This window comes from Paenibacillus sp. W2I17 (genome assembly GCF_030815985.1).
GTDB lineage: Bacteria > Bacillota > Bacilli > Paenibacillales > Paenibacillaceae > Paenibacillus.
The window spans coordinates 3043831-3069632 of sequence record NZ_JAUSXM010000001.1 but is presented as its reverse complement, the minus strand read 5'-3'; the positions used below and the strand labels follow the sequence as shown (position 1 = coordinate 3069632).

16 protein-coding genes are annotated in these 25802 nt (G+C 45.0%); 11 read left to right on the top strand and 5 right to left on the bottom strand.

Going from position 1 to position 25802, the window contains the following annotated elements; translation table 11 throughout:
* The first annotated feature begins 50 nt into the window (after positions 1-50).
* From rhaD to QF041_RS13665, 8 genes are all read left to right on the top strand, one after another.
* The gene (gene rhaD, locus QF041_RS13700; protein ID WP_307414577.1) at positions 51-896 is read left to right on the top strand and encodes a rhamnulose-1-phosphate aldolase; all 846 of its coding nucleotides are present in this window, start codon (positions 51-53) and stop codon (positions 894-896) included.
* A gap of 261 nt (positions 897-1157) precedes the next feature.
* Positions 1158-2975, top strand: a complete 1818-nt coding sequence (locus QF041_RS13695; RefSeq protein WP_036669004.1) for an APC family permease — start codon at positions 1158-1160, stop codon at positions 2973-2975.
* 343 nt (positions 2976-3318) lie between these two features.
* Positions 3319-4281 (top strand): carbohydrate ABC transporter permease, encoded by a 963-nt coding sequence (locus tag QF041_RS13690; RefSeq protein ID WP_074093958.1) that lies wholly within the window; start codon positions 3319-3321, stop codon positions 4279-4281.
* Positions 4278-5099: a carbohydrate ABC transporter permease gene (locus QF041_RS13685; protein ID WP_036669010.1), complete on the top strand. Its 822-nt coding sequence runs from the start codon at positions 4278-4280 to the stop codon at positions 5097-5099. Before QF041_RS13690 ends, QF041_RS13685 begins: the two co-directional genes overlap by 4 nt.
* Positions 5100-5472: 373 nt before the next feature.
* Positions 5473-6831: an ABC transporter substrate-binding protein gene (locus QF041_RS13680; protein ID WP_133386752.1), complete on the top strand. Its 1359-nt coding sequence runs from the start codon at positions 5473-5475 to the stop codon at positions 6829-6831.
* A gap of 187 nt (positions 6832-7018) precedes the next feature.
* Entirely contained in the window at positions 7019-8173 is a 1155-nt protein-coding gene (locus tag QF041_RS13675) for a copper amine oxidase N-terminal domain-containing protein (RefSeq protein WP_307414575.1), read from the top strand.
* A 611-nt stretch (positions 8174-8784) separates the two neighbouring features.
* Complete coding sequence (locus QF041_RS13670; protein WP_307414574.1) at positions 8785-13941, top strand: S-layer homology domain-containing protein; 5157 nt, start codon at positions 8785-8787, stop codon at positions 13939-13941.
* A gap of 133 nt (positions 13942-14074) precedes the next feature.
* Positions 14075-14287 (top strand): immunity 17 family protein, encoded by a 213-nt coding sequence (locus QF041_RS13665; RefSeq protein WP_047842001.1) that lies wholly within the window; start codon positions 14075-14077, stop codon positions 14285-14287.
* Positions 14288-14542: 255 nt separating this feature from the next.
* Here QF041_RS13665 and QF041_RS13660 read toward each other — a convergent pair whose 3' ends face one another.
* Together QF041_RS13660 and QF041_RS13655 are read right to left on the bottom strand one after the other, a co-directional pair.
* Complete coding sequence (locus QF041_RS13660; protein ID WP_307414573.1) at positions 14543-17131, bottom strand: glycine betaine ABC transporter substrate-binding protein; 2589 nt, start codon at positions 17129-17131, stop codon at positions 14543-14545.
* The gene (locus tag QF041_RS13655; RefSeq protein ID WP_307414572.1) at positions 17097-18326 is read right to left on the bottom strand and encodes a quaternary amine ABC transporter ATP-binding protein; all 1230 of its coding nucleotides are present in this window, start codon (positions 18324-18326) and stop codon (positions 17097-17099) included. The genes QF041_RS13660 and QF041_RS13655 overlap by 35 nt, the downstream gene beginning before the upstream one ends.
* A 501-nt stretch (positions 18327-18827) precedes the next feature.
* Between QF041_RS13655 and QF041_RS13650 the strand changes: the two genes are divergently transcribed.
* Entirely contained in the window at positions 18828-19403 is a 576-nt protein-coding gene (locus tag QF041_RS13650; RefSeq protein WP_307414571.1) for a GbsR/MarR family transcriptional regulator, read from the top strand.
* A 127-nt stretch (positions 19404-19530) separates the two neighbouring features.
* Here QF041_RS13650 and QF041_RS13645 read toward each other — a convergent pair whose 3' ends face one another.
* Together QF041_RS13645 and QF041_RS13640 are read right to left on the bottom strand one after the other, a co-directional pair.
* Positions 19531-21162, bottom strand: coding sequence for a helix-turn-helix domain-containing protein (locus QF041_RS13645; protein ID WP_307414570.1), 1632 nt, complete (start codon positions 21160-21162; stop codon positions 19531-19533).
* 186 nt (positions 21163-21348) lie between these two features.
* Positions 21349-22635, bottom strand: a complete 1287-nt coding sequence (locus tag QF041_RS13640) for a DUF5050 domain-containing protein (protein ID WP_307414569.1) — start codon at positions 22633-22635, stop codon at positions 21349-21351.
* 242 nt (positions 22636-22877) lie between these two features.
* On the opposite strand from QF041_RS13640, the gene QF041_RS13635 reads away from it, so the two are divergent.
* Entirely contained in the window at positions 22878-23891 is a 1014-nt protein-coding gene (locus tag QF041_RS13635) for a Gfo/Idh/MocA family oxidoreductase (RefSeq protein WP_307414568.1), read from the top strand.
* 32 nt (positions 23892-23923) lie between these two features.
* Entirely contained in the window at positions 23924-24910 is a 987-nt protein-coding gene (locus QF041_RS13630; protein WP_307416961.1) for a Gfo/Idh/MocA family protein, read from the top strand.
* A gap of 3 nt (positions 24911-24913) precedes the next feature.
* Here QF041_RS13630 and QF041_RS13625 read toward each other — a convergent pair whose 3' ends face one another.
* Complete coding sequence (locus tag QF041_RS13625; protein ID WP_307414567.1) at positions 24914-25708, bottom strand: MurR/RpiR family transcriptional regulator; 795 nt, start codon at positions 25706-25708, stop codon at positions 24914-24916.
* Positions 25709-25802: the final 94 nt, after the last annotated feature.

Here is a 25802-nt window from a genome sequence, read left to right as displayed (position 1 = left end):
ACTATGTACGTGGCAATCCATTTGATTTTCAATATAAGGAGAGATTCATCATGAACGTGACCCTTACCAATGAAACAACGCAGGCTGCCGGTTTCCATATTCCATTTGTCCGTGAGATGGCTGAGATTACACAACATATGTGGAAAAATGGCTGGGATGAGCGCAATGGGGGGAATGTCAGCTATCTGTTGGAGGAAGAGGAAGTTGCCCAATATATCGATATCCATCATGTGATTCGCAAGATCAAACCGGCATTTTCGGTGAAGGAGCTGGCAGGCAAGTATTTTATCGTGACCGCATCGGGCAAATATTTCAAAAATGTACTCGCTGATCCGGAAAGTAATCTAGGGTTGCTGCGTGTATCGCAAGATGGACAGGAGCTGGAAGTGCTCTGGGGATTGAAGACGGGGGCGAATCCAACAAGTGAGTTGCCTACACATTTCATGAGCCATATCGAACGTTTGAAATTGGACCCCAACCACCGGGTTGTCATGCACAACCATGCCACTCATGTATTGGCTATGACGTTTATCCACGAATTGGATGAAGCAAAATTCACCAAGACCCTCTGGCAGATGTGCACGGAGTGTGTGGTTGTATTCCCGGATGGAATTGGCATTATTCCATGGATGATTCCTGGATCGAATGAGATTGGCAGCGAAACGGCTGAGAAAATGAAAGAATACCACGCGGTCATCTGGCCGCAACATGGCATCTTTGGAACAGGAACAACGATTGACGAGGCATTTGGACTGATTGAGACCATTGAGAAGGCAGCCCAAGTATATATGCTGGTTGCTGGTCACGAGATCCGGCAGAGAATTACGGATGAGCAGCTGACCACACTGGCACAAGCGTTTGGTGTTACTCCTCGTCCCGGAATTCTGGGCAGTTAATATAGTTAACGCATAGATCAAGGAAGTGGTCTTTGGTTCATTGAACCAGAGGTCATTTCCTTTTTTTTGACGAACAATCGTCATTTTGGTTCAAAAAAGTTCAAATTGCTGAACAAGAATGGCTTTGTTATCGATTATTGAATCGTAGAATGCATTATCACGCGCTGGCGAATTTCGGGTGAAATGACGTATTGTCAATGGCTCTGCGATTTTGCATAATAACAATGCTTCACAGATGAGAGACGGAAGGAAGTTATGATCATGCTTGGCAAAATGAAGAGAATCTTAATAGGCAAGCCCATGAAATCGGCTGAACTGGATGGAGAAAAATTGGGGAAATGGAAGGCGCTCGCCATCCTGTCCTCGGATGCCCTATCGTCCGTTGCCTACGGTACGGAACAGATTTTGCTGGTGCTCGTTGCGGCCGGATTCGCTGCCCTGTGGTATTCTGTTCCGATTTCCATCGCCGTGCTGGGATTACTCGTCATTTTAATTTTTTCCTATCGCCAGACGATATTTGCTTATCCAACAGGGGGCGGCGCTTATATCGTAGCCAAGGATAACCTGGGTACAACATCCAGTCTGATTGCCGGAGGATCTCTGCTGGTCGATTATATTTTGACCGTTGCGGTAAGTTCGTCGGCAGGGACAGATGCGATTACGTCGGCTTTTCCTATGCTGCATGACTACAGTGTTGTGATTGCTCTGATTATGATAGTTTTTCTAACGATTATGAATTTGCGGGGAGTAACGGAGTCAGCGTCTGTGCTGGCGATCCCGATTTATCTGTTTATCTTTTCAATTGCGGTTCTGATTATCTCGGGCGGAATCAAATTTCTTGCCGGGGGGATGGAAGCAGCTGCACCTGAATTCGGAACAAGTCTATCCCATGTGAGTATGTTTCTGTTACTGAAAGCATTCAGCTCCGGTTGTTCGGCCTTGACTGGCGTGGAAGCGGTAAGTAACGCAATCCCGAACTTCAAGCAGCCTGCCGAGAAAAATGCCGCGGGTACATTACTGCTCATGGGTTGTATATTGGGAGCCATGTTCATCGGAATCACCTTACTGGCTTATGGGTACGGAGTGAAGCCTGATCCCAAAGCAACGGTCATTTCCCAGATTGCTGAAGCGACGTTTGGCAGGGGCACGATGTATTTTATCATCCAGGGTGTAACGGCACTGATCCTGTTCCTCGCTGCCAACACAGCTTATTCGGCTTTTCCGCTGTTATCCTTCATGATGGCAAAGGATAAATACATGCCGCATGCATTTATGGTCAGAGGAGACCGGCTTGGTTTCTCGAACGGGATCATTTTCCTCAGTGTGATGTCTGCGCTGCTGGTGGTCGGGTTCAAAGGAAATACGGAAAGCCTGATTCCGCTCTACGCGGTTGGGGTGTTCATTCCATTTACCCTGTCACAGCTCGGTATGATGATTCGCTGGATCAAAGTCAAACCGTCTGGCTGGCAGATGAAGTTGCTGGTCAATACCGTCGGTATGCTGACTACATTATCGATTACACTGATCTTTATTTTCACCAAGTTCACGCAGACATGGGTCATCTTTATCTTTTTGCCACTCGTTGTTTATGTGTTCATGCGTATTCACCGTCATTATTGCAACATTGCAGATGAGCTGCGGATTGATATTCAGGTTGATAAACCAGCCAAAAAAGGCAATACGATAGTCATTCCTGTTGCAGGCATTACCCGGGTTGTCATGAATACGATCAGTTACGCCCAGACGATGTCGGATCACGTGGTCGCGCTGTACATTGGATTCGATGATGAGGCGATACGCAAGATGGAGCAGAAGTGGGAGGAGTGGAATCCAGGTGTTCGTCTGGTCGTGATCAAATCGAGATACCGCAGCATTATGGGGCCGCTCAAGAAATTCATTGATACTGTAGAGTGGAAAACGGCTGAGACCGATCATATCACCATTCTAATTCCACAATTCATCACCAAGCATTGGTGGCAAAATGTACTGCACAACCAGACCAGCTTCATGATCCGAGCCTATCTGATCAATTACAAAGACGTGATTGTCACAACGGTGCCATATCATCTTAATCGTTAACTCGAACGGTTAATCGATTCACCTCGTTTGGAAGATTTACAGATTATTGTAAAATGAGTCACTTTCATTAATAGGCAAATGTTCATATTCCATTTACACATCAAACCGCAGGGACATCTCCAAACAGGGGAGTTCTTGCGGTTTTTTGTTGTGACATCCGGTCTGGATACCACTTTCGAATGGATGCACATTTCCGTAAAGTCCCTTGTCCATGATTAACGTTACGTTGATTCAGAATGAATTTTGCTGTGACATTCGACTCTTACACTAGATAACGTGGTGCTGAAGTTGATGTAACATTTCACACACACTGAATGCGTGAAACAAGGGGGAAGAAAATCCGATGAGTGAGCTTGATAACCGGATCAGCTTGCCCGCCGCCAAACGGCGCGTATCCGGTACGAGTGAGCGCCGGACAGCCTCGCTGCGTGTGCAGCGAATGCGGGAGAATCTGCTGGCCTATGGTTTCCTGGCACCATCGCTGCTTTTGTTTGCAGTGTTTCTGTTTTACCCGATGTTTAAGTCCGTGTACCTTAGTCTGCATTCCACAGATCCGACGGGACAGATTGCGGCTTATGTTGGACTGGATAACTTCAAGGCCGTGTTCCAATCAGGACTGTTTATGCAAGGGATGAAAGTGACATTACTATTTGTCCTGTTTACAGTGCCTACAGGTATGCTGGCTGCTCTGATTCTGGCTGCACTGACTCACAATCGGTTCAAGGGAATGCGTGTGTTCCAGTTTGTATTCTCTCTGCCTGTGGTGTTATCCGTTGGTTCGTCAGCGGTGATCTGGAAGTTTCTGTTCCATCCCACCCTGGGCATGCTGAATTATCTGCTTGGCAAAGTAGGTATCGATCCAATTCCCTGGCTCACCAGCCCGGATTGGGCATTGATCTCGATCTCCATCATGACGATCTGGATGAACCTTGGATTCAACTACATTATTCTATCCAGTGGTTTGGCAGGCATCCCGGATGAGATCTATGAGAGCGCCAAGATTGACGGCGCAGGACCCTTGCTGACGTTTCGCAAAATTTCGATGCCGCTACTGTCACCAACGTTATTCTTTGTTACGGTCGTATCGATCATTGGTGCTTTTCAATCGTTCGGTCAGATCAACATTCTAACCCGGGGTGGTCCGATGGACAGTACGAATGTTTTCGTCTATTCCATCTATCAGGAAGCCTTCGTTAATTTCCGTTTTGGTACAGGTAGTGCACAGGCACTGATCCTGTTCGTGGTGATTATGCTGCTGACCCTGATCCAGTTCAAATGGGTAGAAAGGAAAGTGCATTACCAATGAGTGCGACATGGACCAAAACGCTGTTGTATGTATTACTGACGATCTGTGCAGCGCTTGTGCTGTATCCGGTGATGTACACCTTTTTCATGGCCGTGATGACGCCGGAAGATGCGAGTGCTTATCCGCCGCATATCATTCCAAATTCAATCGATCTGTCCAACTTTAGCGAAGTATTTGATATTGTTCCGATCGGTCGATTTATCGGCAATACCTTTCTTGTCGCAGGACTGACAACGCTTGGTCAATTGATTACAGCGAGTATGGCAGCCTATGCTTTTGCGAAAATGCAGTTCAAAGGCAAAAACGTCATCTTCAGCATGTTTGTCGCAACGATGATGATTCCGTGGGAAGTGACGATGATCCCCAACTACCTGACGGTTCGCAGCTGGGGTTGGCTGGATAGTTACCAGGGGCTTACTGTGCCGTTTCTGGCAACGGCGTTTGGTACATTCCTGCTAAGACAGTTCTTCATGCAGCTACCCAAGGAATTGTTCGAGGCGGCGAGGATCGACGGTTGTGGTCATATTCGCTATTTCATATCGCATGTCTTGCCTTTGTCCCGTCCGGCACTTGGAACACTGGCAATCTATTCATTCCTTAGCATGTACAATTCGTATCTCTGGCCGCTGCTGGTGACAAACACACCGGAAATGAGAACCGCACAGATCGGAATCTCGATGCTGGAGTTCCAGGAATCCACAGCGTGGAATCTGGTATTTGCTGGAACAGCCATGGTCATTCTACCATCCTTACTGTTATTGATCTTCGGGTTGAAACAGCTTGTCCGCGGAATGGCCGCAGGCGCGCTGAAGGGGTAAGAGGGGTAAGGTTTACAACTATTAAATTGAAATTGAAAGTCTGAATGTTTTGATCTAAAGATTTTGATTTAGAGGTTTTGAATTAAACCTTGTATCTTCGTACAAGGTCCACGGTTTGGATACCAGGAGCGAATAAAATGAGGCTCGCCTTTCAATAAGTCTTTGAAGAACTGCAAAAGTAGTGAAGGAGAAGAATCGATTCTGAAGAAGCGAAGCGTTCGCCTTTATCACCGGATTTTCCCCTTTGAAAGGGAGAATGAAAAAATCCGGGGGTAACAGCGATCAAAAGAACGATTCATATCCGGAACGGCCACCTTGCAGCACCCAAAGCACTTATGTTGAAGCGAGCCATATAAAAGGAGAGCGATTTCGTTTGAAAAAAAGAGGAACATTCGCATTAATGCTAGCTGCACTCATGTTGGTCATTTCCGCTTGCGGAACAAAAGCTGAAACAAGCAGCCCGGCAAGTGGAGCACAAGCAGAAGCGGCCGCAGCTGAAACAACACAATTGACGTGGTGGCATTCCATGTCTGGCGCTGGGGAGAAAGCCATTAACCAACTCGCTTCCGATTTTAACGCTAGCCATCCCGACATTCAGGTGAAACCCATCTATCAAGGGAAGTACGATGAAAGTCTGAACAAACTCAAAGCATCCATGGGCTCAGACAGCGGTCCAGACATTATCCAAGTCTATGAGATTGGTAGCAAGTTCATGATCGATTCGGGCATGATTACGCCAGTACAACAGTTCATCGACAAGGATCAGTTCGACCTGTCCCAACTGGAGCCAAACATCATCAGATACTACACCATCGATGGCAAATTGAACGCCATGCCGTTTAACACATCGAACCCGATCCTTTACTACAACAAGGATATGTTCAAAGCAGCAGGTCTGGACCCGGAGAACCCGCCAAAGACGTATGAAGAGTTTGAGCAAGCGGCAAAAGCATTGGCGAAAGACGGTAAGCCAGGTGCATCCATGGCGATCTACGGCTGGTTCATGGAACAATTCTTTGCGAACCAGAATGCAGATTATGTAAACAATGGAAACGGAAGAACTGAGGCAGCAACAGAGTCTCTGCTGAACTCCGAAGCTGGAGTGAAGACATTAACGTGGTGGAAAAAGATGATTGACGAGAAAACCCTCTCCAATCTGGGACGTAGCACAGACGATACAACAGCAGCATTTACCGCTCAGCAAATCGGTATGACCCTGGATTCTACGGCTGGCCTGCGTAAAATCGTAGAAGGTTCAGGTGGAAAGTTTGAACTGGGGACAGGCTTCCTGCCTCGTCCAGCGGATGCCAAAGAAGGCGGCGTTGTAGTGGGTGGAGCAAGCCTGTACATCATGAACAACAAATCGGAAGCACAACAGCAAGCGGCATGGGAATTCATCAAGTACTTGGCTACACCAGAGGTACAAGCAAACTGGAGTGTTGCGACAGGATACTTCCCTATTACGACAGCAGCCTACAATGAGCAAGTATTAAAGGATAATATGGCGAAGTACCCGCAATTCCAGACAGCAGTCGACCAATTGCACGCTTCCGCGGATTCGACAGCAACATCCGGGGCATTAATGGGTGTATTCCCGGAAGCCAGACAACTTGTCGAAGGAGCGATTGAAACGGTCCTGAATGGACAAGGTACACCACAGGAAGCATTGGATGCAGCAGCTAAACAAATTACAGACAAGATTGCGCAATATAACAGTACGGTGAAGAAATAATCTAATTTATATCCATGTTGAATGCAGTGATTAAGCTGCATTCAATTTTTTTGATTTACTAAAGAAAAAGACTAACATTTTTTGTTAATGCATCCGAAAATAGAATAGGAAGCTGAAAGGGGTATCCCAATACATGGATTCATGAAAAGCAATGGACAATATTAAAAATAAGAAGGAGTACAAGTGAATGAAAAGAGTAACGGTTCTAATGATGGCATTTATGTTGTTGTTTGTTTCAAGTGTTTATGCGGAGGAACTTAAAGTTAAAGATATTGAACTCATCCCTAATACTACAGTTTCGGTCGGTGGTAAGATTAATCTTAATATAGTTGTTGTGTATGATGACGAAAATTCAATACATAGCGATAACGATCCATACTACAGAAGAAATACAGGTCTTACAAAAACAGATTATACGATCAGTGAACCTCATATACTTCAAGTGCTGAGCACTGGGATGGTAAAGGTAATAGGTGTAGGTTCTTCAACAATTACTGTTAAAGTCGAAAATGTTGAAAGATCAGTTACTATTTCAGGTAGTTTGGATGAAGCAATTGATGGAGGATACATAAAAAATGGTGTGACTCTTGTTCCGATGAAAGAGGTATTCAAGGCACTGGGAGGGAGTGTTAGTTACATTGCTCAACAGGACGCCTTCGAGATTAAAGTTGGTTCTACCAAACTAACTCTCCCGAAAAAGGGAACAAAAGCAACGTTAAATGGAGAGCCATTAACTCTCAAGTCCCCGCTGCTTGTTCAAAATGGCATAACTTTGTTTCCTGCTTCTGTTCTCTCAGATGCTCTGGATGGAACTGTGACTTATAACTCTAAAGCTAAGCAGATGCAAGTATCCATTGGTAAAGGTAAAATGACTATTAATATTGAACAACCTCAAAAACAAAACAGTGTAACAGGAACAACTCCAACAAAAGGGAAACTTTATGCTGTGCCAGCTACTGGAGATATGAAAGGGTGGAGCATTCTAAAGGGTCATCCTTACGAAAAAAGCATCCGTGTGTACTTCAAAATCAATGGGTCAAATGTACAAATATATACTAAGGATATAAGGAAGGTAGATCTGAATAAAAAAGTAACATGGACCGATTTAGAGGGGAAAAAACACACGAATACGGTAAAACAGTTATATACTGTTTTTGGGGAATTAAGTAATGAATATACTAGTGAAATACTATATAAAATGTTTGGAAAAACATATTCAGACTGGATCGGGTCAACTTCACTGAATGCAGATCGATACGTTGATCAGTACTTGGAGCAACAAGGATTAATTGAACCCTATGGAAGTAATATTACATTGACACCAGACACAGAAGTGTATTGAAGACCGTCTGTAACATTTCGAAAAAGTGAGATTAGTATCATTTTTCATATTTTGTATTATCCCACAAGAAAGTCTCTGAGAGTAATTGGAGATGTTCTTGTGGTTTTTTTTGATGTGGTTATATGTCTTTGTTAATTATCAGGTAATAATTAACATTCTATTAACTCATACTGATTTTGCGCTTAATAGTTCTCTTTTATACTCAGTTAATGTGGTGATCTAAATTGATCCGTACATATCGTTTTATCATGTGAAAATGCATGTCTCAAGACTCAGTTTTTAGTGGGTTTAAAGAAATGGGTACTGTCACTAAATGTCGAATTCGTATATATATTCATTGTAAATGTTAATTTAATTGACGTTAAGTAATCGTATATCTAACACTTATATAACTTTAATAGGCTTAATAACTTGTTTTTAGTTAAAAGTTAGTACTATTTATTCATTATTATAGAGATTAGTTTAGAAAATGTAATATAAGTGTTCTATTTTCTTTCATAACGAAGAAATATTGTTTACACAAGTCTGTTATTCAGTTATCTTATATTTGAACTAATGTACAAGCTGGCTGAACAAATGATTGCCAAGTTGAAAGCATGGGGGTAGGACGAATGAACAACAAGCAAGTGAAACGTTGGGTACAAGGGTTTCTGATTTTCGTTCTTGTCGTTACAGGTGCGGCACCAATAGGTGGATTAAGTAGCACCGCATATGCTGATGAGGAAAGTGTAGTAGCGGAAGAGCAGCACTCAAGTGATCAGGAGACTTCCATACCGAATACTGTCCCAACTGAAGAATCGTCAGACCTGGAGAGGACAGAGTCACCAACTAACGAAGATGGTGATTTTGATGGAACTGAAAGTGAAGAACCAGCTGAGACGGATAATGCAGAAGTACAGGAAGCAGACGAGACTGGAATCATATCCATTGCTGATGCGAGAGTCCTTGCACCAAATACAAATGTAGCCGTTTCAGGTGTCGTAACGTACAGTGAACTCTCCGGAGAATTCACGAATTATTATATTCAAGACGAAGAGGCTGGCATTGTAGTCCGAGCGAAAAATCAGGTTGATGTGGGGGATCGCATTGAAGTGTATGGTCCAATTACCCACTACAGCGGACTCGTCCAGATCGAGAAGGATAAGTCAGGTTTTTCCGAAGGATACATGAAGGTCACTGAGCAAAATATAACACTCCCCGAACCCAAAAATATGGTGTCCACAGACTTTGTCAGACCAGCAGACCAAAGTAACAAAGGTCCGGGCGAAAAGTATGAGGGAATGTTTGTCGAAGTAAGAGATATTCAGGTAACACGTGGCAGTAGTTCGACGTTTTACGCTACGGATAGTCATGGTGCTGAGATGACGATTTACGCCAAAAACTCTCCTACCGCGCTAACTGTTGGCAAAACCTACGAATATGTGCAAGGTGTTCTGACCTTCAACAGTAATTACGGATTAGAGCTTTTGCCTAGAACAGCCGCAGATGTTGTAGAAAATAGCCTGTCTGTGATGGCAAGTGTTCCATCTGGCGGGATTCCCCGGAACAATGAAGTCACATTAACCTCTCCAGCCAAGAGTGCAGTTGTACATTACACGACGGATAATACAGAGCCTACTTCTTCTTCCGCCGTGTATAGTAGTCCAATAGTGATTGATCAAGACATCGTAATCAAGGCTGTTGCCATTCTTAATGGACAATCCAGTGCAGTGTACACCTTTACGTATCAAATACTTCCTGATAAAGAAAACGTGCGTATCCATGATATTCAGGGCGCAGGACATACTTCTGTTTTTAACGGATACGATGTTAAGGATATCGAAGGTATTGTTACCTCCGTCAGTACAAGCAGTTTTTACATGCAAGAGCTTCCGGATGAGATGGACGATGATCATCGGTCATCCGAAGCCATTCAGGTATATAAACCGAGCCATGGGGTTACCGTTGGCAACCAGGTGAAGGTATCCGGCAAAGTTACGGAATATGGGGCGGTTAACGAATTAACCACCACGCAAATTACGGCGAGTACGATTGTAAAAGTGTTAGAAAAAGTCGATCTACCTGTACCTGTGAAGTTGGGTGCCAAAGGACGAATCATTCCAACAGTCATTGACTCGGACTCTTTTGCAGAATTTAATCCGGAGACGGATGCTATAGACTTCTATGAAAGTCTGGAAGGCATGCGTGTTGAACTGGAAAAGCCTGAAATTATAGGTCCTTACTCCAGTCAACCGGGTCTGGCCGTTGTTGTGGATAATGGTGAGAACAATCCACTTCGCACACCTAATGGTGGTGTTGTTCTGACCGATAACAAGAAAGGTGTGAATGAGAGTGATCTCAATCCGCAGCGTCTGTTTATCGGCAAGAAACCTTCCAAAGCAGTTAAAACAGGCGATAAGTTGGATGGTAATGTAATCGGAGTAATGACATACTCTAGCGGCAATTTCAAGGTGAGTCCTGAAGGGAATTTGCCAGCAGTTATCCCTGGAGAAACGAAACAAGCGACTACTTCCATTGAACAAGCGGCAGATAAACTGACCATTGCTACGTTTAATGTGGAGAACTTCAGCAAAAAAGATGCCACACGAGCCAATAAAATCGGTAAAATCATCGTGGATAATCTGAACACGCCAGACATCATTGGCATTATGGAAGTTCAGGATAACGATGGTGATGCCGACACAGGTACAACAGCAGCTAATGAGAGTTTTCAGACTCTAATTGATGCAATCAAAGCGAACAATGGACCAACATATCGATATAGTGAAATTTCTCCGGAAAATAACAAGGATGGTGGGGCACCAGGTGCCAACATTCGTGTAGGATTCCTTTATCAACCGAACCGTGTATCGTTGGCTACTGGTATCGGAAAAGGAAATGCTACGACAGCGATCACAGTCAAAGCTGACGGCAGTCTCTCCAATAACCCGGGTCGTATTGCACCAGGGGATGAGGCATTCGCCAGCTCCCGCAAACCACTTGCCGCTGAATTCGAATTCAATGGTGAACGTGTAGTGGTGATTGCCAATCACTTCAATTCCAAAGGTGGAGACCTGAAACCTTTTGGAAACATACAGCCTGCCACTCGAAGCAGTGAAGTTCAACGTGCGAAGCAAGCTGCATTGGTGAATGGATTTGTGAAAGAGTTACTGAACAAAGACCCTGATGTAAATGTCGTCGTTCTCGGTGATTTTAATGACTTCCAATTCTCAAATACATTGAACATTGTTGAAGGTAATGAACTGGATAATCTGGTAAACGAACTTCCAGAAAATCAGCGGTATTCCTACATTTATGATGGAAACTCTCAGACACTGGATCACATTTTGGTAAGTAAAAACCTGACTGGGACAGCAGCCATCGAAGTGGTACATGTGAATGCCGATTTTGAGACAGCAGATGGACGAGTGAGCGACCATGATCCACTGCTCGCACAACTAAGTATTGGAAATTCAGTGGAAGAAGGGGACTTCAACCTGCGTGTACTGCACACGAATGATACACATGCGCATCTGGATAATATCCCGCGCCGAGTAACGGCAATTAAGGAAGCACGCAATGATAGTACCCTGGTGCTGGATGCAGGGGATGTATTCTCTGGTACATTGTACTTCAATCTGTTTAGCGGTCTGGCTGATCTGGAATTCATGAACATGATTGGATATGATGCGATGACCTTCGGAAACCATGAGTTTGATAAAGGTCCAAGCGTACTGAAAGCATTTATTGAAAAAGCAGAGTTCCCGTTTGTAAGTGCTAATATTGATTATTCAAAGGATGCAAGCTTGAGTGGTTTGTACAACAATAGCATCGGTGATCCGGGTGAGAAAGCTGAAATCTATCCGGCGATTATTACGGAAGTGAATGGTGAGCGAGTCGGTATTTTCGGACTGACAACACCTGACACGGTATCTCTTTCTTCACCAGGAGATGACTTGAAGTTTGCGGATTACAAGGCAAGTGCACAAGCAACTGTACAAATGCTGCAAAATGAAGGTATTAATAAAATCATTGCTTTGACTCACCTTGGCTACTCTGAGGATCTGAAATTAGCTGAAGCCGTAGAAGGAATCGACATTGTGGTAGGTGGTCATTCACACACCATTCTGAACGCGCCAGTTTTGGTGGATACCCATGCGGACCCAACTTTGGTTGTGCAGACTGGGGAATATGACGTTTCTCTTGGTCAATTGGATGTTACGTTTGATGAAGCAGGCGTATTGAAGATGTGGAACGGCAAATTATTGAGTCTGGATGCCAAAGATGCTAACGGCCAATTCGTCTATGCTGATGATGTGGAAGCCGCAAACAAGCTGAAAGAATATGCGCCTCAGCTGGAACAATTCAAGAAAACAGTTATCGGTAAAACAAATGTCTTCCTGGATGGAGAACGGGGCACTGTGCGGAAACAGGAAACCAATTTAGGAAACCTGATGACAGACGGTATGCTGGAGAAAGTGAAATCCATTGTACAGGAAAATGACGTCAAAGGATACGTAGCGATCCAGAACGGCGGTGGCATTCGTGCTTCATTCCAGACAGGTGATATTACGCTGGGTAATCTCCTGACTGTGATGCCGTTCGGTAATAACCTGTCTGCGTTGAAAATGACAGGCAAGGAAATCACAGCCGCGCTGGAAAATGGCGTTAGTGGTGTGGAAACGGGGGAAGGGCGCTTCCCGCAAGTGGCAGGTATGCGTTTCTACTACGATTCCACGAAGCCAGGTGAAAAAATTGATGCAACGACCAATACCGTGACCCAAGTGGGTCAACGTGTGATCAAAGTTCAGATTAAGAATACAGATGGTACCTACTCGGATATCGATCTGAACGGGTATTATATCGTCGCTACCAATTCGTTCATGGCTAATGGTGGAGACTTCTATCGTGCTATGAGAACGGCAAAAGATGCTAATCGATTCTACGAATTGAATCTGGTCGATTATGAAATCTTCCATGAACATCTGAACCGTGTAGGTACAGTCGATCAAAAGACGGAAGGACGCAGCACGGATCTGAAAGGTACGCCACTTCCGGGGAACGGAAATGGAAGCAATCCTGGTAATGGTGGCGGGAATAATGGAAGTAATCCGGGCAGTGGTAACAGTGATGGAGGGTCTACAACACCTACCCCGCCTGTAACTCCAACCACACCAACCAATCCTACAAACCCAACTACGCCAACTGTTCCGGGTAATGGAGGAAATCCTAATCCAACTACTCCGGTTGTTGACCTGAAGGACATCGGAAATCACTGGGCAGCGGCTGCCATTGAGCAGGCCATTTCCCGGGGAATTGTGAACGGGTATCAGGATGGTAATTTCCGTCCGAATGCACCAGCGACACGCGCCGAATTCATTGTGATGTTGGGAAGAGCATTTGAACTTCCAGCCAGCAACAAGGCATTGACGTTTAAGGATGCTGCTGGGATACCTGCATGGGCACAATCCTTTATTGCTCAGGCAGTGGATCAAGGCATCATTAGTGGGTACACGGATGATACGTTCCGTTCATCGGGTAAAGTATCGCGGGTAGAGATGACGGTTATGCTCGTCAGAGCACTCGGTCTTCCGGTACAATCCAATCCGGCACTGAGTTTTGCGGATGCAGATAAAGTACCGGCGTGGGCTGTTCCATATATCGCTGCTGCATATGATGCAGGACTGGTGAAGGGAACAGGCAAAAATATGTTTAACCCCCTCGCTGAAGCAACACGTGCTGAAGTGGTAACCTTGCTATTGGCGGCAAACGAGTTGGAAAAGCAATAAAACGCATGATATAGACGGTTTAGAACAGCTTGCAGACTCCCATCTGCAAGCTGTTTTTTTCTAATTTATGCCTGTTAATTTTCACCAAGTGAAGGTATAGTAGACAGGATTATATTGAAGGAGTGTTGACGTAATGCAAGATCAACCCGTTTTAATCGCACTATTTGCCATAGCGGCAGGAATTTTTAGTTTGCTCGGAGGTATCAACAATTGGGATTGGTTTATGAAGAGTTTCAGAGCAGGAATTTTTGTAAAGACCATTGGACGGCAGGGCGCAAGAGTGGTATATGGTATTCTCGGTGTTGTTATGATTGTCATTGGTGTACTACTGTTACTGATCGGATAGTTATTGGGAAATAAACGAACTCACCAAGTATCATCTACATACGATATTCATGAGCTAAGGCAAAGTAAGAGGATATGTGAGAAGAGTCAAATGGAAAAAGCGTTTGAATGCTTAAAGTAGCAGTATGCAGTATGACCAGGATAGAATATCAAATCAAATAGCATGCCTCAAAAAATCATAGCCAAAACAAAAAGACCACCGAAAAATTTCGGTGGTCTTTTTTACCAAATTCAGGTTTATCCATCTCAATCTGGTTTAATTATCTTTTAAGTCTTCAACAGAGTTGATATCCATATACGTTGGAACAACCAAACCTTGTTTAACTCCTGTCATGCTGACAGCGATATCTTCAATCTGGTCACCATATGTCTCCCAGTAGTCCCCATGTGTAAGAGGGAGCCAAACGGCTGGAGAAGCATCGATATCACCTGCTGCCAAGCCTGCCCACATTGGACCAGCTTCGACTTGCAGTGCTTTGACTGTATAACCCAGATCCGTCTCCAGCACATACTTCATCAGGTTGGTACTCGCAATTTCAGAGTCCCATGCAACATAACCGAGACGTAAATTGTCACCTTTAACAGGGGTTAACCCCTGGGTCCACTCTTCAATTTGGTCCGGATGTTTTTCTGCATAAGTCTTGGCAGCTTTTTCAGGCGAAACGCCCTTTTGAATGTCTACCATGATTTCACTCATTTGATCCGCAGTCCAATTAAAACGAGAGAAGAACTCATAGGCAACGGGATGATCTTCTTTGATTCCCTTACGTCCAACCGTGTGAACTTCCTCTGCATCGCCAAAAATTAAGTCGGGATCGTCCAGATACTTCAGATCATACTGATTAAACATCCAGTGCGGAGTCCAACCCGTAACGATGATTGGTTCTTCATTTTTATAAGCTTTGTCCAGCGATGCAGTCATCGCGGCTCCAGAGCCTTCAATTAGATTCCAGTTAGACAAATCATAATGCTTAATGGCGTTTGCTGTGGCCTTCATCAGACCTGCACCTGGATCAATACCAACAATCTGGTGATTAACCTCTTCGCCCACATTAGCACTTGCCGATGGAGTGGAAGAAGCGGCACCTGTCTCCAGATCTGCAATCGAATTGACTTCAGTCATGTAACTAGGAACCACGAGGCCTGTACGTACACCTGTCATATTGGCCCCCAGATCGTCTACCTGGTCTTTGTAACGTTCCCAGTAGTCTGCGTGTGTCAATGGCAGCCAAGCTGCTGGAGAGGCATCTACGTCGCCTGAGGCAACACCTGTCCACATTGGTCCGGCTTCGACTTGCAGAGCGTTAACTTTATAACCCAATTCGTTTTCCATCACATATTTCAGCAAGTTCGTACTTGCGATTTCGGAATCCCAAGCCACATAGCTTAGTTTGAATGCATCACCGTTCACTGGAGTCAGACCTTTGGTCCACTCAGCAATCTGATCGGCATGTTTCTCAGCATAAGCTTTAGCTGCTTCTTCTGCGGATGTGCCATCCTGGATAGCAGTCATCATTTCACCCATTTCATCCGATGTCCATTGGAAACGGGACAGGAATTCAAACGCAACAGGGTGATCTTCTTTCAGACCTTTACGGGCGATCGTATGAATTTCTTCAGCATCACCGAAAGATTTCTCAGGGTCTTCCAGATATTTCAGATCATATTTGTTGAACATCCAGTGCGGAGTCCAACCTGTAATAATGATTGGGTCTTCATTTTTGATCGCTTTGTCCAGCGTGGCCGTCATGGCTGCACCAGAGCCTTCAATCAGAGTCCAGTCAGTCAATTTATAGTCTTCGATCGCTTTTGCAGCGGACTTCATGATACCAGCCCCTGGATCGATACCAATAATCTGATAGTTCACTTCTTGACCTACAGCATTGGCTGCTGAATTGTTGCCACCAGCGGAAGTTGTGCCACCAACGAAGTATTGTGAGAAACCAGCTACAAGCACAAGGAATGTTGCCGCAGCAGTGATCCATGCTTTTTGCTTGGCTGTAATGCGTGAGTTCTTTTTGCGACCTGGCATAAACACATTTTGTGTAAAACGGTCCAGAACAATCGCGAGTACAACAACGGCCAGACCGGCTTCGAAACCTTTACCGATTTGAAGCTGTGTTACAGCACGATAGACTTCTGCACCAATACCTTGTGCACCGATCATGGATGCAATAACAACCATGGACAGTGACAGCATGATGGTCTGGTTAATACCGGACATCACGGTAGGCAAAGCGAGTGGAAGTTGTACTTTGAACAACTTTTGCATGGAAGTTGAGCCGAATGCATCAGCTGCTTCAACCAATTCGCCAGATACCTGTCTGATACCCAGGTGAGTCAGACGAATCGTTGGCGGAATCGCAAATATAACGGACGCGATAACACCTGGAACGACACCTAGACTAAAGAATGTAACTGCAGGCAGCAAGTAGACAAATGCAGGCATCGTCTGCATGAAGTCAAGCAGCGGTGTAATGATACGCGCCGCAGTTTTACTGTATGCGAGCCAGATTCCGACAGGTACACCAAGCAGGATCGAAACCAATCCTGAAGTGATAACCAGACCGAGTGTGTCCAACGATTGGGACCAGTATCCCAAGTTATCTACGAGCAAGAACCCGATAACCGTAAATAGTGTCAGTGGGAGTCGACCTACGAGGAACGCAAGAACACCCAATATGGCAATGAACAGGAGTGGATGGGGCAGCATGAACAGCCCGGAGAAGAATCCAACTACTGCCTGAATAACAATAGAGATTACATTAAACAATCCGGAGAGCGAGGAGCTCATCCAGTCAACGATGGATTCAATCCACGATGCTAGTGGTATTTTGGGAATCATTCACAAGTTCCTCCTTTACTGCAACTTCACCGCTAAGTGCACCCAGCAGGGCACCGCGGACGATAACACCTTGCAGACGGCCATTCTCACCAACAACAGCGAGCGGCACATGGGCAGAACTTACAATCTCGAACAATTCATGGATCAGGGTCTCAGGCGACACCGTCGGCCCGTCCGTGATCAGAATGTCGTTCAATAATTTGTTTTCGCGCATAGCACGAGTTGCATCTTCAGCTGTAATAACACCAAGCAGTTTGATCGAACGGTCAATGACAAACAGGTTGGAAATACCACGTTCGCGCATTAATTCGAGGGCAACACGAGGACCACGATCAAGCGTAATTGTTTCAGGGCGACGCATTACGTGAGATGCTGTGAGAACCTTGGACAGATCCACGTCTTCGACGAAGCGGGCCACATATGAGTTGGCCGGTTGAATCATGATTTCTTCCGGTGTACCAATCTGCACAACTGCGCCGTCTTTCATGAGGGCAATACGATCGCCGATGCGCAGCGCTTCGTCCAAGTCATGGGTAATGAAAATGATGGTCTTTTTCATTTTATCCTGAAGCTCGATCAACTCATCTTGCATATCACGACGAATCAATGGATCAAGTGCACTGAAGGCTTCATCCATCAGTAGTACTTCCGGGTCATTGGCAAGTGCACGCGCCAAGCCGACACGTTGCTGCATCCCGCCACTGAGTTCATCTGGCATTTTGTCTTCCCAGCCTTTAAGGCCAACCAGCTCAAGTGAGGTTTTTGCCTTCTCCCGGCGTACTTCCTTATCTACTTTTTGTATTTCCAATCCATACTCCACATTATCAAGAACGGTACGGTGCGGGAACAACGCAAACTTCTGGAAGACCATGCTGATCGTTTTCCGGCGCACTTCGCGCAATTGTTCTTTGTTCATCTTGCGTAGATCCTTACCATGGACCAGAATTTCTCCGGATGTTGGTTCAATCAGACGATTGAACATCCGAACCAATGTGGATTTACCACTCCCGGACAGTCCCATAATAACGAAAATCTCGCCTTCCTTAATGTCCATGTTGACCCGGTTGACACCAACCGTTATCTGTTTTTCTTTGGCCAACTTTTCTTTACCCCAACCTTGCTCCAGTAATTGCAGACCTTGCTCGGTTTGGGGTCCAAACAATTTACTTACGTTTTTCACTTCAAGTATGGTCATGTTTTCACCCCTTCTGATGTGTTGTGCACTTCGAACGGCTTTCAGCATCCATAAGCCCATACACTTATGCGCCCAGCCACGAAATCCGGTAGTTGTTGCTTCGCTTCCCGTCTTTCTGGGTAACGTTTTTAAGTCTAACAATACTTAACCAGTATATCAACCGAATAAACAGTACATAATGTTTGTACAGTAAAAACTGTACAAAGTTTTTCGTCCAAATACTCCGTCATTCTCCTTATTCTGGCTAATAAGGCAGCTTTACATTTGACATTGCTTTTCCTACAATAGAAAATGAGCTGAATTGAAGCTGAATTTTTTGGTTAAAAGATAGTCATAGGCAATTGTAGCCTGGTAAAGTTCCCATTTTCATACATTGGGTGAATGAAAGCCCTCTGGCATATATGATGTCCGGCCGAGTGCTTTCCCATGTAAGCAGGACTTTTAAAGTGTTGCAATTATTTCGCCAAAGACTGTGGAATGTTCAGAATGGAGGTTGCAAGCATGGGCTTGGACCATTTACAAGAGGAACAGCAGGCAACCGTGCTGAAGATTCGTAAGCGCGTCATTGAAGCCATTGGACGTAATATGGATCTTTACGGCGTTACGCTGTCGACGGGACACTTATATGGATTGCTATTTTTTGCAGACAAACCAATGACCCTTGACGATATGGGACGGGAAATGGAAATGAGCAAAACGAGTATGAGTACAGGTGTACGAACACTGCTGGATTTGAAAATGGTAAATAAAGTGTGGAGCAAGGGCTCCAGAAAAGACCTATATGAAGTGGAATATGACTGGCATCAGACGTTTACGGATTATTTTGCAATTAAATGGAGAAAAGCCGTGGAGAGTAACCTTCAGATTCTACGCAAATCAATTGAAGAACTGAATCGGTTAGTCGAAGGTCTGGATGAGCAGGCAGACGCTGAACTTATCCACATTCTGATGGAAGACAAACACAAAGTTTTGCAAGCGGAAGCATATTACAAATGGTTGGATCGGTTGATTGATACCATGGAAGATGAAGAGATATACAAGCTGGTTCCGAAGGAAGAGATTAAGGAACATTCATAATTACATGCAAAGGGCCCTTTCCGTTATAGGAGAGGGCCCTTTGGCCTGTGCAATAACTTACTGATTTATAATGAAGAAACACGATGTAAAAGATAATCTTGCCCATCGTATCAACCTCTGTTCACATCTAATGTCCGATCAGACCTGCCTGAGGAAAGACCACAGACTGCTGAGCAATCTGTTCCAGTTCGTTCAGAATCTGCAACCGGCCAGCCGGGGTCCAGCATAACCGTTGCCAGTTCGAGATATCGTGAACGTTACCATACAATACAGCAGGGGATCGATTCCATGATGCCGTTTGTTTCATGCGTCGGAACACCTTTTCACTGACAGGCTGAAGCGAAGCACGATGGATCAACAGGTAATCCGTGTCCAGCACAGGGATACTATCCGCTGCATACTCATTTCTGGAACTTTCGGGAGATACAAGCTGAGCAGGCTGGAGTCCCAATTCAGCATACAACAAGTGATCTAATGGATGCTCGCCAGTCCCTTGTAAGCGAATGAACTGATTCGTAACCTCCATCAGAGCCAACCGTTTTTGTCCGAAATAGGGTTGCAGGTTCAGGCTTGCTTCAAGCTTGCGAAACTCAAGTTCTTTGAAATTCAGCAACGCTTGTTTCTCACGTCCGACCAGTTCGGCTATGCGAATATGGTTCTCTTTCCAGTCCTCAGTGGACTCCATGATGATGGTGGGTGCAACACTTTTCAGGCGATCATAATAAGGCTTGTGGTAAAAGTCACCGATGATCAAGTCTGGCTTCGCCTGCCGAAGTTGATCGAATTGTCTGGTTAATCGGCGTTCTTGTTCATATTCATCCGATTCTCGGTCAAACACACTTTGACCTTCCAGCACAGCTACCGGGCGCAGTCCAAGCGAGGCCAAGTTCTCATGGAATCCCATACTGGATGCCGTAGCTACGCGAAGTTGATCTCTTTTCATATATACGCTGGGAGCAATCCCCAAGGTTTGTTTGAATTTGCGGCTAAAATAATATTCATTGCCATACCCGACAGATACCGCGACGTCTTTGAGGACACAGGATTCCTCTGTCAGCTGTTTTTTGGCTTCGTTTATACGTAAACGATTCAGGTAATCGGTTGGTGACATGCCTTTGGCCTTCTTGAAACTGCGTGAATAAGAGCTGGGGGTGAGTCCAGCAATCTTGGCAAGCTGATCCATGCTGATTCCTTCACTCATGTAACGTCGCATATACATAATGCTGCGTTCCAAGGCAGGGTCCACTTTCTCATGATTGGCTTCCAGCCTGTTCTCTGAGAGAAATTGCAACAGCTCATGCAGCTGGCTATGTATGCTGATAAAGTGATCCGGTTGAAGACCGCGATAGGTTTCATACAGTTGTTCCAAACGTAATACAGCCTGCTGCTCATGACGAACCAGCAACCTGCCTGTCTGCCAATCCAGCGGGAAGGCGGGTGATGAGGTCATTTTCCATTCACCGCGCACTTGCTGCAAACAAACCGTATCCATGCTTAGTAATATACATTCGGTCACATTCGAGCGTGCAGCGGCCTCAATGGTTGTTCCTGGCTTCAGTACAAACAAGCTGCCCGCTTGAGCGGTGTAGACTGTATCATTCAGGACCAGAACACCGTCTCCTTGCAAAATAAGACAGAGCATGGGCCGTGACACCGTCTTGCCTTGCACACGGAAATTCTCCCCACGACGCACACGGCACATGGAGGAGAGGAGCGGTAGAGATGAGGTTTCAGCAATGAAGGGAAACTGTTCAGTCATACGGACCATCCTTTTGTCTTATTTTCTTAATGATAACAATTATCATTCTCATATGGAAGATGTTTTTGAAAAATAGTTTTCGACAACCAAAAAAGGACTACCAAGAGCCGTTATGGCTACCAGGTAATCCTTTTTGTTATGGACAAGTCCGTTGAATGGGCTATGCGCCTGAATCAACATGATATGTTAGTACGGTGTCACCAATAGAATATTGTCGAGGAAAACGTCACTCATTACTTTTTTCCCTGTTCCACCCGTTTGCACGTGATACAAGCGATATTGATCTTTGGCATTGATGTAGAAGAGGCCCGCAACATCATCTCTGATATGGAATGCATCCCATTCGTCCCCGGTAAGTTTCGTTACCTTGAGGGCTGAATTAACCGAATAGAGTCCGTTGTTGCCCGAGATGTATGCTGCCGTAGATGTACCATTGGTCAATTGATTCGCCACATACGTTACATTTGTCAGGTTCAGGTTGGCAGACTTGGTCACTTTGTTGCCCGAGACCGTTTTGGCATAAGCCTTTTTGTCTGCATCAATAAGGACAACCTTGTCTGTACCTAGGGCACTTACTTCACGAACGCTTTTGTTATGAAGCTGAAGTGTTTTGGCTGAAGTTGTTAACGCAAACGCTTTGCCTTTGGCATAATTGTAATCCTTGTTGCTGTCGAGAGCGATTCCTTTGTTATACACGTAAAGATTGTTTCCCCAACCACCGGAATATACAGCATTCACATCCAGTTTGGCTTTGGGATTAACCGCAGTTGCTTTGCCAGTGTTGTAGTTCACCTTATACAGGACAACAGCATTGGTGGAGTAAAACTCCTCGTAGGGGTCTGTATTTACCATCAGTTGCAGTTCGTTTTTGGCTTGATTCGTAAAATAACGACCTTCCACTGCGCCTGCCGCAATCCGCTGCACAGCTCCACTGCCGTTGGACGTTTTGGACACGATCCACGTGTTCCCGTTAACCAGCGCGTTATAGTAGGCACGCCCTTTGGCTACCAGAAGAAATGGAAAATCGGTATCGGCCTTGTCAGCAATCTTGGTGACAGCTGAAGCGTCACTATTGCCATTCGCGCGATAAATGGTACCTGTAGCATCCAGATAATAGATGAATCCGTTATCCGTATAATAGCTGAGTACATCTGTAGCAAATGTCTCTGCCGCATCGCTGGACCCGTCATTCGGAACCCGAAGCAAGGTTGTGGAAGAAGCAGTCTGCGTGTAGTAGAGGTAAGAGCCTGCCGCGAGCAAGTCCACACCTTGGAAATCAATTAATACTTCTGTTGTATTGCTTCCATCCGCGGAAACTTTGTACAAAACTCCGTCGGACTCATAATACACTGTGGATTGGCTAAGTGAAGCTGCCTGGGCTGCGGTTCCACCTCCCAATGTCACTGCTGCAATGAGTGTAAATAACAGCAATGTACAGATGGTGCGTTGTACGTATGTATACCCTGTTTTCATTCGTTCATCATCCCCTTCGTTCTTCTATATGTATGTCGTTAATTCCTTATGTTATATCGGTAAACTATGGAAGATATGTTAGATCTCAAACATGAAAAAAGAAGAGGATGAAATTGAATTTCATAGTCATTCAAACCTGAAATCAAATTGCGCATGATGCTGCCAATCCCGTCCCAAAGCATTCTCCGCCTGACTTGATCGTGATAACATAACATTCAACCAGAGCAGAGGAGTGAGCGATCATGGTATTAAATATGGCGATCATCGGATTTGGGAATGCAGTGGTGAATTATCATTTGCCTTATCTGGACAAAAAAGAAAACATCAAGGTGAAGACGATATACCGTCGGGAGGAAGATCGGGTTGGCGATACAGAGCGTGAATTACTTTATCCCGAGATTACTTTTACAACGAATATCGAAGATATATTGCAAGATGATGAGATTGAATTGATTGTTGTCGCCACCCATGTGGATAGTCATGTAGAGTACGCCAAGCTGGCATTGGAACACGGGAAACATGTACTGGTGGAGAAACCTTTTGCCTCCACTTCTGCGGCAGCCAAAGATATTTTTGAACTAGCCAATCGTAAAAATCTCATCGCCATGGCGAATCAAAATCGCAGATTTGATGGTGACTTCCTGACATTAAAAAAAGTGATTGAGAGCAGCAAACTGGGGAATATTGTTGAAATCCAGTCCCACTATGATTATTTTCACCCACAGTATGCGAGAAGCGGATTTGGATTGCTGCATGGCTTGGCCGTGCATACCATTGATCAGTTAATCTCCATCTATGGCGTAGCTGACCGAATTGATTATGATGTTCGGAGTTTGATCGCGCCGGGTGAATCTGATGATTACATCGATATTGATTTTCGATATGGAAGAATGAAGGCCACGATTAAGTGCAGCCTGCTTGTGAAGATCGAGCATCCAAAATTCATTGTTCACGGGGATCGAGGGAGCTTTGTTAAATATAGCAGTGGGCATCAAACGAAAAATGGAGATGGGCGAACCAGGGTATCCATTGAAGCTGAACCGGAGGATAACTGGGGTACGATTAGTTATGTGGACGATGAGGGAACATCACATACGGAGAAAGTTCCTTCGGAAGCAACAGACTATGGCATTTTATATGATCAACTGCTTCAAGCCATTCGACATAACGGTGATAAGCCGGTCAAGGATGAAGAGGTTTTATATGTATTGGATATTTTACATGACGGAATCGAAGCAGCGAAGAGAGCCAACTGACAAACAACCAACGACAGGAGCGAAACGATATGATGAATATAGCAACGATTGGTACAGGGTCTATTGTGGATGCCATTTTATCTGCGATCAATGAATTGGAAGATGTTACGTGTACAGCGATGTACTCCCGGAAGAGAGAGACAGCACAGGAGCTTGCGGGGAAGTATGAGGTCGATACAATCTATACGGACCTGGAATCCCTATTTTCAGATACAAATGTAGATCTGGTATATGTTGCTTCACCAAACAGCATGCACTACGAACAGGCCTATCAGGCACTTCAACATGGCAAACATGTCGTCTGCGAAAAACCGTTCACGTCCACGCTTCAGGAAGCAGAAACGCTGATTGCACTTGCAAAAGAAAAGAATCTGTTGCTGTTTGAAGCCATCTCCAACATTCATCTGCCTAATATTAAAGTCATACAGGAGCAGCTACCAAAGCTTGGTCCGATCAAACTCATCCAGTGTAACTACAGTCAATACTCGCGCAAATACAATGATCTGCTTGCAGGGGAAACACCGAACGTATTTAATCCACAATTCTCCGGCGGAGCGCTGATGGATATCAATATTTATAATCTTCATCTGGTCATGAATCTGTTTGGCAGTCCGAATACGGTATCGTATACCGCAAACCAGCATGCAAACGGCATTGATACGTCAGGTGTAGTGGTTCTTAAGTATCCGGAGTTTATTGCGGAATGTGTAGGTGCCAAAGACACAAACAGCATGAACTTTGTGCTCATTCAGGGCGAGAAAGGTTATCTTCAGGTTGTGGGAGGAGCAAACGGTTGCCGGGAGATCAAGCTTCAAATCGGGAATGAGCCTGTTGAGGCGTATAATGCGCAGACCGAATCTAATTGGCTGTACTATCAGTGGGAAGCGTTCAGGGACATCCATGCAAATGGGGATCACAAACGGTGTTACGAACTACTCGAACACAGCCACTCTGTGATGAGTGTACTTATGAGTGCACGTAAGGATGCCGGGATTGTATTTGCAGCAGATCAACGGTAATCGTTAATACGTATCGCTAATGCTACCCATGTACAACATGTCGAAAATATAGAGTACCGAGACCATCGAAGACATTTTGGACAGTCGTAATTGTTCATTGTATCCATAAGCCAGTAGCGTTTCATCACAATGTCTGGACAGGGTTGAATGGTTGTTGCCCGTGATTGCGATGACTTTCATCTGTTTGTTGCTCAGCACTTTGGCGGCTTCAATCATGGATTGGTTCTCACCTGTGTGTGATATAACAAAAGAGAGCGTCAGGCTATTGGGATTCATCGTGTTCAAATAATGCATGTTCGGACTATTGTGAGCAATCGCAGATATGCCGAGTTCATTCCACTTGGCACAGGCCTGTTGAGCCAGATAATAATTCATATCACTGCCATAGACATCAATGCGTACGGATTCTTTGACCCAGTTCGCGATTCGTAGCAAAACAGGAGCGTTTAACATCCGGCGGGTATCCTCCAACGCCTGCTGGTACAGGTAAGGAACCGAGTCGATGGCAGCCAGCACGTTGCCTTGTTCTGCAATTGCATGATCCTGCGTTTTCATCGCGGAAGGTATCTGTTGATATTCAAGAGCAAGCTTTAACTGAAAGTCTGGGTACCCCTTGGTACCCAGCTTTTTGCATAGACGAACAATGGTGGATGAGCTTGTATAGGTCTGCTGAGCCAGTTCATGGGCTGTAGAATCAAATACAACTTCGGGATTGTTCAGGATATAGTCCACAATATGCTTCTCCTGTGCCGTTAATTGTGAAGCATATTTTAATTTTTGAAGTAGTTTGGATTCCATACAGTTGTTCCATTCCTCTCTATAAATCATCCCATAGCATATATCTCCACATCATAACCTGCACTTATTTATTTCTCAATCTGTATAGCGGAGC